Source organism: Halomonas sp. M4R1S46 (genome assembly GCF_025725685.1).
Lineage (GTDB): Bacteria > Pseudomonadota > Gammaproteobacteria > Pseudomonadales > Halomonadaceae > Halomonas.
Genome location: NZ_CP107008.1, coordinates 256,286 through 269,588 on the forward strand (window position 1 = coordinate 256,286; position 13,303 = coordinate 269,588).

The following is a 13,303-nucleotide window of genomic DNA, read 5'->3' on the forward strand; positions in this document are numbered from 1 at the left end:
GGGAGAGCGAGTCGATGTTACAACCCAAGCGTATGAAGTTCCGCAAGGTGCAGAAGGGCCGCAACCGTGGCCTGGCGCATCGCGGCAGCAAGGTGAGCTTCGGCGAGTATGGCCTCAAGGCCACCGGCCGCGGCCGCGTCACCGCCCGCCAGATCGAAGCCGGTCGTCGTGCGATCACCCGTCACGTCAAGCGTGGCGGCAAGATCTGGATCCGTGTCTTCCCGGACAAGCCGATTTCCAAGAAGCCGCTGGAAGTCCGGATGGGTAAGGGTAAGGGCTCCGTCGAGTACTGGGTCGCACAGATCCAGCCCGGCCGTGTCCTGTACGAGATCGAAGGCGTTTCCGAGGAGCTGGCTCGCGAGGCATTCGCCTTGGCCGCCCAGAAGTTCCCGGTCTCCACCACCTTTGTGAAACGGACGGTGATGTGATGAAAGCCCAGGAAATTCGTGAAAAGTCAGCCGAGCAGCTCCAGGAGCAGCTCTTCGAACTCCTCCGCGAGCAGTTCAACCTGCGCATGCAGAAGGCCACCGGCCAACTGAGCCAGACTCATCTGCTCAAGCAGGTTCGTCGGGATATCGCCCGCGTGAAGACTGTGCTCAACGAGAAGGCAGGTGTCTGAGATGGCCGAAGAAAACAAAGCCCGTACGCTCACTGGCAAGGTGGTGAGCGACAAGATGGACAAGTCCATCGTCGTGATGATCGAGCGTCGTGAGCGCCACCCGATCTACGGCAAGTACGTAAAGCGCTCCTCCAAGCTGCACGCCCATGACGAGGCGAACCAGGCCAAGGCCGGTGACACGGTATCCATCGAGGAATGCCGTCCGCTGTCCAAGAAGAAGGCCTGGACCCTGGTCGAAGTCGTCGAGCAGGCCAAGGGTTGATCGGTCGAGGCCGATCCAATCAGTGCAGTCAGATTAGGTTTGGAGAAAACCGATGATTCAGACTCAGACAATGCTGGATGTCGCAGACAACAGCGGGGCGCGCCGGGTGCAGTGCATCAAGGTGCTGGGCGGTTCACACCGTCGCTACGCCCGCGTCGGCGACATCATCAAAGTCACGGTGAAGGAAGCCATCCCGCGTGGCAAGGTCAAGAAGGGCCAGGTCCTCAAGGCGGTGGTGGTTCGCACCCGTAGTGGCGTCCGTCGTAACGACGGTTCGCTGATCCGCTTCGATGGAAATGCGGCGGTTCTGTTGAACAACACCAACGAGCAGCCGATCGGTACCCGTATCTTCGGGCCGGTGACCCGTGAGCTTCGTAACGAGAAGTTCATGAAGATCATTTCCTTGGCGCCTGAAGTGCTGTAAGGAGCGAGGCGGATATGCAAAAGATCAAACGTGACGACGAAGTGGTCGTCATCGCCGGGAAGGACAAGGGCAAGCGTGGCACGATCAAGCGCGTCCTCAAGGACGACCGCTACATCGTGTCCGGTGTGAACATGATCAAGCGTCACACCAAGCCCAATCCCATGGCGGGTAATCAGGGCGGTATCGTCGAGCGCGAGGCTCCGATTCACGCGTCCAATGTTGCCATCTTCAATCAGGAGACCGGTAAGGCGGATCGCGTCGGCTTCCAGGTTAAGGAAGACGGTACCAAGGTACGTATCTACAAGTCGACGCAAGCGCAGATCGACGCCTAACGCGAGTCGGGTAGCAAAATGGCGAACTTGAAAGAACGTTATCAGAACGAGGTGGTGGCTCAACTCAAAGAGCAGTTCAGCTACGCCAACGTGATGCAGGTACCCCGGGTCACCAAGGTGACTCTGAACATGGGTATCGGCGAGGCGACCAGCGACAAGAAGCTGATCGACAACGCCATCGGTGACCTGGAGAAGCTCTCCGGTCAGAAGCCGCTGGTGACCAAGGCACGCAAGTCCGTCGCGGGCTTCAAGGTGCGTGAAGGCTGGCCGATCGGGATCAAGGTGACCCTGCGCTCCGAGCGCATGTGGGACTTCCTCGATCGCCTGGTGAATATCGCGATCCCCCGCGTTCGTGACTTCCGTGGTCTCAACCCGAAGTCCTTCGACGGTCGTGGCAACTACTCCATGGGGGTGCGTGAGCAGATCATCTTCCCGGAGATCGAGTATGATAAGATCGACCGGATTCGTGGTCTGGATGTCACCATCACCACCACCGCCAACACCGATGAAGAAGGTCGTGCGCTGCTGAGCGCATTGAACTTCCCGTTCAAGAAATAAGGGTGGGATCATGGCAAAGAAAAGCATGGTAGAGCGTGAAGCGAAGCGCGCGAAGCTGGTGGCGAAGTATGCCGCCAAGCGCGCCGAGCTCAAGGCGATCATCCAGGACGTGAACGCTTCCGACGAAGAGCGCTTCGACGCGCAGCTCAAGCTGCAGCAGCTGCCGCGTGACTCCAGCCCGGTGCGCAAGCGCAACCGCTGCCGCGTCACCGGCCGTCCGCACGGCTACTACAACAAGTTCGGCCTCGGCCGCAACAAGCTGCGTGAAGCCGCCATGCGTGGCGATGTGCCCGGACTCAAGAAGTCCAGCTGGTAACGCCACGTAGAATCATCAGGAGCGCAACGTAAATGAGCATGCAAGACACTCTGGCGGATATGTTCACCCGTATCCGCAATGCGCAGATGGCCACCAAGGAGACGGTTTCCATGCCGTCCTCCAAGCTCAAGGTCGAGGTGGCCCGCGTGCTGAAGGAAGAGGGTTATGTCACCGACTACAGCGTCAGCGACGTGGCCAAGCCCGAGCTGACCGTGATCCTCAAGTACTTCGAAGGCAAGCCGGTCATCGAGCACCTGCAGCGGGCCTCCAAGCCGTCACTGCGCAGCTACAAGGGCAAGGACTCCCTGCCCAAGGTTGCCGAGGGCCTGGGGATCGCGATCGTCACCACCTCCAAGGGGGTGATGACCGACCGCGCGGCTCGCCAGGCTGGTGTCGGTGGTGAAGTCATCTGCACCGTATTCTAGGAGTTTGGAATGTCCCGCGTAGCCAAATATCCGGTTAAACTGCCCAGCGGCGTCGAGTTCAAGCTCGACGGTGACCAGCTGTCCGTCAAGGGCAGCCAGGGCACGCTGTCCATGACCGTCCACCCCGACGTGGTGGTCGCTCAGGAGGAGGGTCAGCTGACCTTCCAGCCGAGCGAATCCGCCAAGAGCTGGGCGATGGTCGGCACCACCCGTGCCCTGGTCCAGAACCTGGTCACCGGTGTGTCCGAAGGCTTCTCCCGGAGCCTCGAAATCAACGGCGTCGGTTATCGTGCCCAGGCCAAGGGCCAGACGCTCAACCTGACACTGGGCTTCTCCCACCCGGTCGACTACGAACTGCCTGAGGGTGTCACGGCGGAAACGCCGAAGAACACCACCATCGTGCTGAAGAGCGCGGACAAGCAGAAGCTCGGCCAGGTTGCCGCGGAAATCCGCGCCTTCCGTCCGCCCGAGCCCTACAAGGGCAAGGGTATCCGGTACGGCGACGAGCAGGTCCGCCGCAAAGAAGCCAAGAAGAAGTAAGGCAGGGTTATGAACGCGAAGAAAGAATCTCGTCTCCGTCGTGCCCGCCGCGCTCGCGCCAAGATCCGCGAGCTGGGCGTGTATCGCCTGTGCGTCAACCGTACCCCGCGCCACATCTACGCGCAGATCATCTCGCCGGATGGTGGCAAGGTCCTGGCCAGCGCTTCCACGCTGGACAAGGCCCTGCGCGAGGGTACGACCGGCAACGTCGACGCCGCCTCCAAGGTGGGCGCGCTGATTGCCGAACGCGCCAAGCAGGCTGGCATCACCCAGGTGGCCTTCGATCGTGCCGGTTTCAAGTACCACGGCCGAGTCAAGGCCCTGGCCGACGCCGCTCGTGAAGGCGGCCTGGAATTCTAAAGGGTTTTACGATGGCGAAGAACGAACAGCAAAGCGGAGATCTGCAGGAGAAGCTCGTGCAGGTCAACCGTGTCGCCAAGGTGGTCAAGGGGGGTCGGATCTTCGGCTTCACCGCTCTGACCGTCGTCGGCGACGGTAACGGTCGTGTCGGCTTCGGCCGCGGCAAGGCACGCGAAGTGCCGGTCGCGATCCAGAAGGCCATGGACCAGGCGCGTCGCAACATGGTCAAGGTCAACCTGACCGGCGGCACCCTGCAGTACCCGGTCAAGGCCCGTCATGGCGCCTCCAAGGTGTACATGCAGCCGGCCTCCGAGGGTACCGGGATCATCGCCGGCGGTGCCATGCGCTCCGTGCTCGAACTGGCCGGCGTCCATGACGTCCTGGCCAAGTGCTACGGCTCCACCAACCCGGTGAACGTGGTGCGGGCGACCGTCAATGGTCTGGCCTCCCTGCAGTCGCCGGAAGACGTGGCCGCCAAGCGCGGTCTGTCCGTCGAAGCGATCACGGGGTAAGGTCCATGTCAGCAACACTCAAGGTTACCCAGACCCGCAGCACCATCGGCGTGTTGGCCAAGCACAAGGCCACCATGAAGGGCCTCGGCCTGCGTCGCATCGGTCACACGGTCGAACTGGAAGACACCCCTGCCGTCCGCGGCATGATCCACAAGGTCAACTACCTTGTGCGTGTTGAGGGAGAGTAATCCATGAAACTCAATAGCCTGAGCCCGGCCCCGGGCTCCAAGCACGCCGAGAAGCGCGTCGGCCGTGGCATCGGCTCCGGTCTGGGCAAGACCGGCGGCCGTGGCCACAAGGGCCTCAAGTCGCGCAGCGGCGGCAGCGTGAAGCCCGGCTTCGAGGGCGGTCAGATGCCCCTGCAGCGTCGTCTGCCGAAGTTCGGTTTCACCTCCGCCAAGTCGCTGGTCTCCGAGGAAGTCCGCCTGGCCGAACTGGCCCGGGTCGAAGGTGACGAGGTCACCCTGGACACCCTCAAGCAGGCCAACGTGCTCAAGGACGCCACGCAGCATGCCAAGGTGATCCTTTCCGGCGATCTGAACAAGGCGGTCACCGTGCGCGGCATCAAGGTCACCAAGGGTGCCCGTGCCGCGATCGAAGCCGCCGGCGGCAAGGTAGAGGACTAAATGGCCAAGTCAGGAAACATGCCGGCGATGGGCAGCGGTCTGAGTGAACTCTGGGCGCGTCTGCGCTTCGTGCTCCTCGCCATCGTGGTCTACCGTATTGGTGCCCACATTCCCGTTCCCGGTATCAATCCTGACCAGCTTGCTGCCTTGTTCAGGGAGCAGCAGGGCACCATCCTGGGCATGTTCAACATGTTCTCGGGCGGTGCCCTGGAGCGCATGAGTATCCTCGCCCTGGGCATCATGCCTTACATCTCGGCGTCGATCATCATGCAGCTGCTGACCGCGGTCTCGCCTCAGCTCGAGCAGCTGAAGAAGGAGGGTGAGGCCGGCCGTCGCAAGATCAGCCAATACACGCGCTACGGTACCGTGCTCCTGGCCTTCATCCAGGCCACCGGCATGTCGGTGGGCCTGGCCAGTCAGGGCATCGCCTACACGGCCGACTTCAGTTTCTATTTCACCGCCGTCGTGACCTTCGTGTCCGGGGCGGTGTTCCTGATGTGGCTGGGCGAGCAGATCACCGAGAAGGGCATCGGCAACGGCATCTCGCTGCTGATCTTCTCGGGGATCGTCGCCGGTCTGCCCGGTGCCGTGGGCCAGGCCTTCGAGCTGGCCCGCAACGAGGGTGCCTGGAACGTGCTGCCGCTGCTGGCGCTGTCTATCCTGGGCATCGCCACCGTGGCCTTCGTGGTGTTCATCGAGCGCGGTCAGCGCCGCATCACGGTGAACTACCCGCGTCGCCAGGTCGGCAACAAGATGTATGCCGGGCAGAGCAGCTACCTGCCGCTCAAGGTGAACATGGCGGGCGTGATTCCGGCGATCTTCGCCTCGAGCATCCTGCTGTTCCCGGCCTCGCTGGGGCAGTGGGTCGGTGCCGGGGACGGCATGGAATGGCTGCAGCGCGCATCCCAGGCCCTGGGGCCGGGACAGCCGCTGTACATCTTGCTTTTCGCTGCGGCGGTGGTATTCTTCTGCTTCTTTTACACAGCGCTGGTCTTCAACCCCAAGGATGTCGCCGACAACCTCAAGAAGTCGGGGGCCTTCCTGCCGGGCATCCGCCCCGGCGAGCAGACCGCTCGCTATGTCGACAAGGTCATGACCCGTCTGACCCTGTTCGGTGCCCTCTACATCACCGCGGTTTCCCTGATGCCCCAGTTCCTGATCGTGGCCTGGAACGTGCCGTTCTTCTTCGGCGGTACCTCGCTGCTGATCGTGGTGGTGGTGATCATGGACTTCATGGCCCAGGTGCAGTCGCACCTCATGTCGCACCAGTATGACTCGGTGATGAAGAAGTCCAACCTGAAAGGCTACGGTAGCGGCGGCATGATGCGCTGAGGCGCCGCTGGCGAATTGGCGCGCCGCGAGCTGAACCGTTGGCTCGCGGCGCGAGCCAACTATGGAGATGGAACGATGAAAGTTCGAGCTTCCGTGAAGAAAATGTGCCGCAACTGCAAGATCATTCGTCGCAATGGCGCCGTGCGCGTCATCTGCAGCGAGCCGCGGCACAAGCAGCGCCAGGGCTGATTCCTGACGCTGTACTGAACCGGCGCCGGCATGCCCCTTGCCCTTTGTCAGGGAAAGGGGTATGCTGTTGCGCCTTTTGTAGATGATCCAACGAGCAAGCCGCTCAAATTTCGGAGTAAGCTGATGGCCCGTATTGCAGGCGTCAATATCCCGGACAACAAGCATGCGGCGATCTCGCTGACCTATATCTTCGGGATTGGCCGTACTCGCGCGCAGGACATCTGTGTCGCGGCCGGCATCGCGTCGACCACCAAGATCCAGGACCTGTCCTCTGAGGAAGTGGACACCCTGCGTAGTGAAGTCGGCAAGTACACCGTTGAAGGCGATCTTCGTCGTGATGTGACGCTGAATATCAAGCGTCTCATGGACCTGGGTTGCTATCGTGGTCTGCGTCATCGTCGTGGTCTTCCGCTGAATGGTCAGCGTACCAAGACCAATGCGCGCACCCGTAAGGGCCCGCGCAAGCCGATCCGCAAATAACACGCACGTTCTGGCGTAACGACAGGAATAGACATCAACATGGCTAACCCGCGTAGCAACCGTAAGAAGGTTAAAAAGCAGGTCGTGGATGCCGTCGCGCATATCCACGCCTCTTTTAACAACACGATCATTACGATCACAGACCGCCAGGGCAACGCTCTCTCTTGGGCGACAGCCGGTGGTTCGGGTTTTCGTGGTTCTCGCAAGAGCACCCCGTTCGCTGCTCAAGTGGCAAGCGAACGTGCAGCGACCGCTGCAGCCGAGTATGGTGTGAAAAACGTCGACGTGCTGGTCAAAGGCCCCGGTCCGGGTCGTGAATCCGCCGTGCGTGCACTGAATGCCGCCGGCTTCCGCGTGCAAAGCATCACCGACGCGACGCCCATTCCCCACAATGGCTGCCGTCCGCCGAAGAAACGCCGCGTTTAAGGAGACAGATTCATGGCTCGTTATATTGGACCGAAGTGCAAACTGTCTCGTCGTGAAGGCACCGACCTCTTCCTCAAGAGCGGTGTCACTCCCTTCGAGAAGAAGTGCAAATCCGAGCAGATCCCGGGTGTGCACGGCCAGCGTCGTCAGCGTATTTCCGACTACGGCTTGCAGCTTCGCGAGAAGCAGAAAGTACGTCGCATGTACGGCGTGCTCGAGAAGCAGTTTCGCAACTACTACAAGGAAGCGGCCCGCCTGAAGGGCGCGACCGGTGAGCTGTTGCTGCAACTGCTCGAATCCCGACTGGACAACGTCGTCTACCGCATGGGCTTCGGCGCCACGCGTTCCGAGGCGCGTCAGCTGGTCAGCCACAAGGCGATCGCCGTCAACGGCAAGACCGTCAACGTGGCGTCCTACCAGGTCAAGCCGGGTGACGTGGTCTCCGTCCGCGAGAAGGCCAAGAACCAGGCGCGTATCCAGAACGCCCTGGGCATCGCCGCCAACCGTGGCGATGTGGCCTGGATCGAGATCGATGCCAAGAAGATGGAAGGCACTTTCAAGGCTCTGCCTGAACGCGGTGACCTGTCTGCCGACATCAACGAAAACCTGATCGTCGAGCTGTACTCGAAGTAAGCGGCCCTGCCGCGGCGCTCCCCGGCGACGGGGAGCGGCCTTCAGTACCGAGTATCCGTTTGGCAGCCTGAAAGGTATTCATAATGCAGCGTTCAGTGACAGAGTTTCTCCGTCCTCGCGACATCAAGGTCGAAGAGATCAGCGCACACCACGCGAAGATCGTGCTGGAGCCCTTCGAGCGTGGTTTCGGCCACACCCTGGGGAATGCACTGCGTCGCATCCTGCTCTCGTCCATGCCCGGCTGCGCCGTGGTGGAAGCCGAGATCGCGGGGGTCGACCACGAGTACAGCGCGATCGAGGGCGTCCAGGAAGATGTCATCGAAATCCTCCTGAACCTCAAGGACGTGGCGCTCAAGATGCACAGCCGCGACGAGGCGGTGCTCTCGCTGAACAAGCAGGGCCCGGCCGTCGTGACCGCGGGTGATATCGCCCTCGACCATGATGTCGAGATCGTCAACCCCGAGCACGTCATCGCGCACGTCAACGAGGGCGCCGAGCTGAAGATGCAGCTCAAGATCGCCCGCGGCCGTGGCTACGAGCCGGCGGACGTTCGTGGCGAGGCGGACGACGAGTCTCGTGCCATCGGCCGCCTGCAGCTGGATGCGACCTTCAGCCCCGTGCGTCGGGTTTCCTACTCCGTCGAGGCCGCGCGTGTCGAACAGCGCACCGACCTCGACAAGCTGATCATCAACCTGGAAACCGACGGCACCCTGGATCCGGAAGAGGCGATCCGTCGCAGCGCGACCATCCTGCAGGAGCAGCTGGCCGCGTTCGTCGATCTGGAAGCCGACAAGGAACAGGAAGTGGAGGAGGAAGAGGATCACATCGATCCGATCCTGCTGCGCCCCGTAGACGATCTCGAGTTGACCGTCCGCAGTGCCAACTGCCTGAAGGCCGAGAACATCTACTACATCGGGGACCTGATTCAGCGCACCGAGGTGGAGCTGCTGAAGACCCCGAATCTCGGCAAGAAGTCCCTGAATGAGATCAAGGACGTGTTGGCCGCCCGCGGTCTGTCCCTTGGCATGCGGCTGGAGAACTGGCCGCCGGCTAGCCTGAAGGACGACAAGGCCTCCGCGTGAGCGTCGACTCGAGTCCCAGTTTGGTAAGGAATCACAACCATGCGTCATCGTAAGAGTGGTCGTCACCTGAATCGTACCAGCTCGCACCGCCAGGCCATGTTCAAGAACATGAGCGTGTCGCTGGTCGAGCACGAAGTGATCAAGACAACCCTGCCCAAGGCCAAGGAGCTGCGTCGCGTCATCGAGCCGCTGATCACCCTGGCCAAGCAGGACAGCGTCGCCAACCGTCGTCTGGCCTTCAGCCGTACCCGTTCCAAGGAAGCGGTCGGCAAGCTCTTCAACGAGCTGGGTCCGCGTTACGCCGAGCGTCCGGGCGGTTACGTCCGTATCCTCAAGTGCGGTTACCGCACCGGCGACAACGCCCCCATGGCCTACGTCGAACTGGTCGACCGTCCGGTCGTCGAGGAAGCCGCCGAGGAGTGATCCTCGCCCGGTGACCGCCGAGGTCCGGCAGCGCAAACCGGCTCCCCAGGGAGCCGGTTTTTTTATGTCAGGGGCGAGGGGTAAGGAGTGAGGGGTAAGGAGGCGCGGTGTAACCGCCCGGTGAACACACCTTACGCGGAAGGCCATGGCCGGCGACATTAGGTGCCCATCTATTGTTACGTGGGTACCTATTCATGACTACGCCAAGCACCGAGCGTGAGATCCGCCGCCGTCGTCGCTACGCCCCTTCATTCAAGGCCAAGATCGTCGCGGCCTGCCTGCAGGGCGATGCCTCGATTGCCCAAGTCGCCCTGCAGCACGGGCTCAACACCAACCTCGTCCAGACCTGGATCCGCAAGGCCAAGCGCCAGAGCCAGTTGCCGGCCGTGCCGGACTTCGTGCCACTCCCGGTGCCGCCAGCAGCGGGTGACCTGCCAGCGCCGACCACCATCGCCGGGGAGATCCGCATCGAGCTGCCCTCGGCGCGAGGCACGATCACCGTGCATTGGCCGATCACCGAGGCGGCCCAGTGCGTGCAGTGGTTGAAGGGACTGCTGTGATGATCCGCATCGACGAGATCTGGCTGGCCACCGAGCCGCTGGACATGCGCGCCGGCCCCGATACGGCGCTGGCCAGGGTGGTCAAGGTATTCGGTGCCGCCCGGCCTCACTGCGCCTATCTGTTCGCCAACCGGCGCGGCAACCGCATGAAGGTGCTGGTTCACGATGGCCTGGGGGTCTGGCTGTGCGCCCGGCGTCTGAACCAGGGCAAGTTCCACTGGGCCGGAAACTGGCACGGCGATCGGGTCGAGTTCTCTGCCGAGCAGGTCAGCGCCCTGGTGCAGGGATTGCCCTGGCAACGCCTCGGCGCCGGCGGCGTGATCTCGGTCGTGTGAGGAGCGGCACAGACGCGATGGCCAGGCTATTCGCGGATGCGCTAATCCCGCTCCCGCCCGAGGGCTGGCATACTCAGCGGATGAAGACGCCGCCCGATCTGTCCCAGCTCTCTCCCGATCAGCTCCGCCACTTGGCGGCAACGCTGATGACGCAGGTCGAGCAGCAAGATGAAGTGGTCCAATTGGAGCGGACACCCCGATAAGCCTCATAATGGGGGCAATGGAGGTGTTCATGACCAAGAAGACTCGACGTCGGTATTCCGATGAATTCAAGGCGGATGCGGTGAGCCTGGTGACCGAGCAGGGGTATTCCGTATCCGAGGCCGCCCGGCGCCTGGGGGTTGACCGTAGCCTGTTGGATCGTTGGTGCCGCAAGTACCGTCAACAGGCTTCAGACACCTCGAGCCGGCAAGCGGATGATCGCGACGCCGAGATCAAGAAGCTCCGCGAAGAAGTTCGTAAGCTTCAGATTGAAAAGGATATTTTAAAAAAGGCGGCGGCCTTCTTCGCCAAAGAGTCGAGCTGAGATACCAGTTCATCGAGTCGGAGAAGGCCACCTATCCCGTGGCCGTGTTGTGTCGAGTCATGCGGGTCAGCCGGAGCGGTTTCTATGCCTGGCGACGGCGTGGCCCTGATGACCATCGCCAGGCCCGGCACCGCGAGGTCAGAGAGATCCATCGTCGTAAGCGCGGCAGCTACGGCAGCCGCCGCATGGCCAGAGAGCTGCGACGCCGTGGCTACCAGGTCGGTCGTTACCAGGCCCGCAGCCTGATGCGGGAAGCAGGCGTAGAGTCACGGCAGCGCCGCCGCTGGCGCCATACGACCGACAGTCAGCACACCCTGCCGGTGGCGCCTAACCTGCTGAACCGCCAGTTCACGGTGGCGGCACCGAACCGGGCCTGGGTGGCCGATATCACGGCGATCTGGACGCTGGAAGGATGGCTCTATCTGGCGGCGGTGCTCGACCTCCACGACCGGCAGCTGGTGGGCTGGGCAATGGCGGACCACATGCGCACGCAGTTGGTCCTGGACGCCTTGGAGATGGCCGTGGGTCGCCGGCAGCCCGAGAGCGGGTTGATCCATCACAGCGACCGCGGCAGTCAGTACGCGTCACGTGATTACCGCGCCACGCTGGATCGGCACGAGTTCCAGGCCTCGATGAGCCGCAAGGGGAACTGCTGGGACAATGCCGTCATGGAGCGCTTCTTCGGCTCACTGAAGAGCGAGTGGCTGGCTGACCAGCGCTACGGGAGCCGCCAGGCAGCACGGCGTGACGTCGTCGAATATATCGAGATGGAGTACAACAGTTGCCGGCTCCACTCGACTCTCGGCTACCAGTCGCCGAGGGAGATCGAACTGGCAGCGGCAGCTTGAAAATGTGTCCGCTCTGACTTGACCAGAACAAGAGCAGGTTCTGGCGCAGAGTCAGAAAACGCTGCGACACACCGAGCAGGTCAACCAGAAGCTGACCTATGAACTGGCGTTGCTCAAGCGTCACGCCTTCGGCAAGCGCAGCGAACAGCTCAACGTCCTGCAGATCAGCCTGCTGGACGAGGTGGTGGATGCCGACATCGCCGCCATCGAGGCCGAGCTGGAGGCGCTGAACCTCACCCCCGCCGCGCCGGCGGTGAAGAAGACCCCCAAGCGCGCCCCGCTACCCAAGGATCTGCTGCGCATCGAGATCCGCCACGACCTGGAGAGCGAGCACTGCCCGTGCGGCTGCCAGCTGCGACGGATCGGCGAGGAGATCAGCGAGAAGCTCGACTACACGCCGGGCGTGTTCCACGTCGAGCGCCATATCCGCGGCAAGTGGGTCTGCGATCAGTGCGAGACGCTGACCCAGGCGCCGATGCCGGCGCAGATCATCGACAAGGGCATCCCCACCGCCGGCCTGCTGGCCCAGGTGCTGATCGCCAAATACGCCGATCATCTGCCGCTCTATCGCCAGGAGCAGATCTTTGCGCGAGCCGGCGTACCGATTCCGCGCTCGACCCTGGCCGAGTGGGTCGGCATCTGTGGCGTGCGGCTTCAGCCGCTGATCGATGCCTTACGTGACCTGCTGCTCAGTGAGCCGGTACTGCATGCCGACGAGACGCCGGTGCCAATGCTGGCCCCGGGCAAGAAGAAGACCCACAGGGCCTACCTCTGGGCCTACGCCACCACGCCTTACGCCGGGCTGAAGGCGGTCATCTACGACTTCGCCGCCGGTCGCGGCGGCCAGCATGCCCGCGACTTCCTCGGCGAGTGGCGGGGCAAGCTGATCTGCGACGACTACAGCGGCTACAAGCAGAGCTTCGCCAACGGCGTCACCGAGATCGGCTGCATGGCACATGCAAGACGCAAGTTCATCGACCTGCACGTGGCCGGCAAGAGCCAGATCGCCGAACAGGCCATCGAACTCATCGGCCAGCTCTACCAGGTGGAGCGCGAGGCCCAGTCACTGACCACGGAAGAACGCCAGCAGTTACGCGATACAGGGGCGAGACCGATTGCCGACGCGCTACACCGCTGGATGCTGGCTCACCGGGAGAAAGTGCCGAACGGCTCGGCGACGGCCAAAGCGCTGGACTACAGCCTGAAACGCTGGGCGGCGCTGACACGCTACCTGGATGACGGCGGGCTGCCGATCGACAACAACCGGGTCGAGAACCTGATTCGCCCCTGGGCATTGGGACGCAGCAACTGGCTATTCGCCGGATCACTGCGCAGCGGCCAGCGTGCCGCCAACATCATGAGCCTGATTCAGTGCGCCAAGCTGAACGGCCACGAACCCTACGCCTACCTGAAGGACGTGCTGGAACGGCTGCCGACGCAAAAGGCCAGCCAGGTCCACGAACTCCTGCCGCAGAACTGGCAAAAAACCGCCTGA

At 62.5% G+C, this 13,303-nt stretch carries 23 protein-coding genes and 1 pseudogene; all 24 read left to right on the forward strand.

All coding sequences use genetic code 11. From position 1 onward, the window contains the following. The first annotated feature begins 14 nt into the window (after positions 1 to 14). Positions 15 to 428: a 50S ribosomal protein L16 gene (gene rplP / locus OCT48_RS01230; RefSeq protein ID WP_071943806.1), complete on the forward strand. Its 414-nt coding sequence runs from the start codon at positions 15 to 17 to the stop codon at positions 426 to 428. Beyond that, complete coding sequence (gene rpmC, locus OCT48_RS01235; RefSeq protein ID WP_013331000.1) at positions 428 to 619, forward strand: 50S ribosomal protein L29; 192 nt, start codon at positions 428 to 430, stop codon at positions 617 to 619. Before rplP ends, rpmC begins: the two co-directional genes overlap by 1 nt. A gap of 1 nt (position 620) precedes the next feature. Then, positions 621 to 881, forward strand: coding sequence for a 30S ribosomal protein S17 (gene rpsQ / locus OCT48_RS01240; protein WP_263590974.1), 261 nt, complete (start codon positions 621 to 623; stop codon positions 879 to 881). 52 nt (positions 882 to 933) lie between these two features. Beyond that, positions 934 to 1,305: a 50S ribosomal protein L14 gene (gene rplN / locus OCT48_RS01245; protein WP_075571386.1), complete on the forward strand. Its 372-nt coding sequence runs from the start codon at positions 934 to 936 to the stop codon at positions 1,303 to 1,305. A gap of 14 nt (positions 1,306 to 1,319) precedes the next feature. Then, the gene (rplX, locus tag OCT48_RS01250; RefSeq protein ID WP_126485240.1) at positions 1,320 to 1,637 is read left to right on the forward strand and encodes a 50S ribosomal protein L24; all 318 of its coding nucleotides are present in this window, start codon (positions 1,320 to 1,322) and stop codon (positions 1,635 to 1,637) included. A gap of 18 nt (positions 1,638 to 1,655) precedes the next feature. Beyond that, entirely contained in the window at positions 1,656 to 2,195 is a 540-nt protein-coding gene (rplE, locus tag OCT48_RS01255) for a 50S ribosomal protein L5 (RefSeq protein ID WP_183384464.1), read from the forward strand. A gap of 10 nt (positions 2,196 to 2,205) precedes the next feature. After that, on the forward strand, positions 2,206 to 2,511 hold the full coding sequence (rpsN, locus tag OCT48_RS01260) for a 30S ribosomal protein S14 (protein WP_126485236.1): 306 nt from the start codon (positions 2,206 to 2,208) through the stop codon (positions 2,509 to 2,511). A 32-nt stretch (positions 2,512 to 2,543) separates the two neighbouring features. Further along, positions 2,544 to 2,936, forward strand: coding sequence for a 30S ribosomal protein S8 (gene rpsH / locus OCT48_RS01265; RefSeq protein WP_126485234.1), 393 nt, complete (start codon positions 2,544 to 2,546; stop codon positions 2,934 to 2,936). Positions 2,937 to 2,945: 9 nt separating this feature from the next. Next, positions 2,946 to 3,476: a 50S ribosomal protein L6 gene (gene rplF, locus OCT48_RS01270; protein WP_263590975.1), complete on the forward strand. Its 531-nt coding sequence runs from the start codon at positions 2,946 to 2,948 to the stop codon at positions 3,474 to 3,476. Between the two features lie 9 nt (positions 3,477 to 3,485). Continuing rightward, positions 3,486 to 3,836 carry a 50S ribosomal protein L18 gene (rplR, locus tag OCT48_RS01275; protein ID WP_263590976.1) on the forward strand — a complete coding sequence of 117 codons (351 nt, stop codon included), beginning with the start codon at positions 3,486 to 3,488 and terminating at the stop codon, positions 3,834 to 3,836. A gap of 11 nt (positions 3,837 to 3,847) precedes the next feature. Next, on the forward strand, positions 3,848 to 4,348 hold the full coding sequence (gene rpsE / locus OCT48_RS01280) for a 30S ribosomal protein S5 (RefSeq protein WP_126485230.1): 501 nt from the start codon (positions 3,848 to 3,850) through the stop codon (positions 4,346 to 4,348). 5 nt (positions 4,349 to 4,353) lie between these two features. Beyond that, complete coding sequence (gene rpmD, locus OCT48_RS01285) at positions 4,354 to 4,536, forward strand: 50S ribosomal protein L30 (protein ID WP_263590977.1); 183 nt, start codon at positions 4,354 to 4,356, stop codon at positions 4,534 to 4,536. A gap of 3 nt (positions 4,537 to 4,539) precedes the next feature. Then, entirely contained in the window at positions 4,540 to 4,974 is a 435-nt protein-coding gene (gene rplO, locus OCT48_RS01290) for a 50S ribosomal protein L15 (RefSeq protein ID WP_126485229.1), read from the forward strand. Continuing rightward, the gene (gene secY / locus OCT48_RS01295) at positions 4,975 to 6,306 is read left to right on the forward strand and encodes a preprotein translocase subunit SecY (protein WP_263590978.1); all 1,332 of its coding nucleotides are present in this window, start codon (positions 4,975 to 4,977) and stop codon (positions 6,304 to 6,306) included. It begins immediately after the preceding gene. Between the two features lie 75 nt (positions 6,307 to 6,381). Next, positions 6,382 to 6,495 carry a 50S ribosomal protein L36 gene (gene rpmJ, locus OCT48_RS01300; protein WP_008959154.1) on the forward strand — a complete coding sequence of 38 codons (114 nt, stop codon included), beginning with the start codon at positions 6,382 to 6,384 and terminating at the stop codon, positions 6,493 to 6,495. A 123-nt stretch (positions 6,496 to 6,618) separates the two neighbouring features. Continuing rightward, complete coding sequence (gene rpsM / locus OCT48_RS01305) at positions 6,619 to 6,975, forward strand: 30S ribosomal protein S13 (RefSeq protein ID WP_263590979.1); 357 nt, start codon at positions 6,619 to 6,621, stop codon at positions 6,973 to 6,975. Between the two features lie 39 nt (positions 6,976 to 7,014). Then, positions 7,015 to 7,401, forward strand: coding sequence for a 30S ribosomal protein S11 (gene rpsK / locus OCT48_RS01310; protein ID WP_013331014.1), 387 nt, complete (start codon positions 7,015 to 7,017; stop codon positions 7,399 to 7,401). 12 nt (positions 7,402 to 7,413) lie between these two features. Beyond that, the gene (rpsD, locus tag OCT48_RS01315; protein ID WP_183384459.1) at positions 7,414 to 8,034 is read left to right on the forward strand and encodes a 30S ribosomal protein S4; all 621 of its coding nucleotides are present in this window, start codon (positions 7,414 to 7,416) and stop codon (positions 8,032 to 8,034) included. A gap of 83 nt (positions 8,035 to 8,117) precedes the next feature. Beyond that, positions 8,118 to 9,116: a DNA-directed RNA polymerase subunit alpha gene (locus tag OCT48_RS01320; protein WP_183384457.1), complete on the forward strand. Its 999-nt coding sequence runs from the start codon at positions 8,118 to 8,120 to the stop codon at positions 9,114 to 9,116. Positions 9,117 to 9,155: 39 nt separating this feature from the next. Next, positions 9,156 to 9,539: a 50S ribosomal protein L17 gene (gene rplQ / locus OCT48_RS01325; RefSeq protein WP_183384456.1), complete on the forward strand. Its 384-nt coding sequence runs from the start codon at positions 9,156 to 9,158 to the stop codon at positions 9,537 to 9,539. Between the two features lie 194 nt (positions 9,540 to 9,733). Beyond that, positions 9,734 to 10,099 (forward strand): IS66-like element accessory protein TnpA, encoded by a 366-nt coding sequence (gene tnpA / locus OCT48_RS01330; RefSeq protein ID WP_263590980.1) that lies wholly within the window; start codon positions 9,734 to 9,736, stop codon positions 10,097 to 10,099. Then, positions 10,099 to 10,434 carry an IS66 family insertion sequence element accessory protein TnpB gene (gene tnpB, locus OCT48_RS01335; RefSeq protein ID WP_263590981.1) on the forward strand — a complete coding sequence of 112 codons (336 nt, stop codon included), beginning with the start codon at positions 10,099 to 10,101 and terminating at the stop codon, positions 10,432 to 10,434. Before tnpA ends, tnpB begins: the two co-directional genes overlap by 1 nt. Before the next feature lie 232 nt (positions 10,435 to 10,666). Next, positions 10,667 to 11,808, forward strand: a pseudogene (locus OCT48_RS01340) (IS3 family transposase). A gap of 40 nt (positions 11,809 to 11,848) precedes the next feature. Next, entirely contained in the window at positions 11,849 to 13,303 is a 1,455-nt protein-coding gene (gene tnpC / locus OCT48_RS01345; RefSeq protein ID WP_263592553.1) for an IS66 family transposase, read from the forward strand.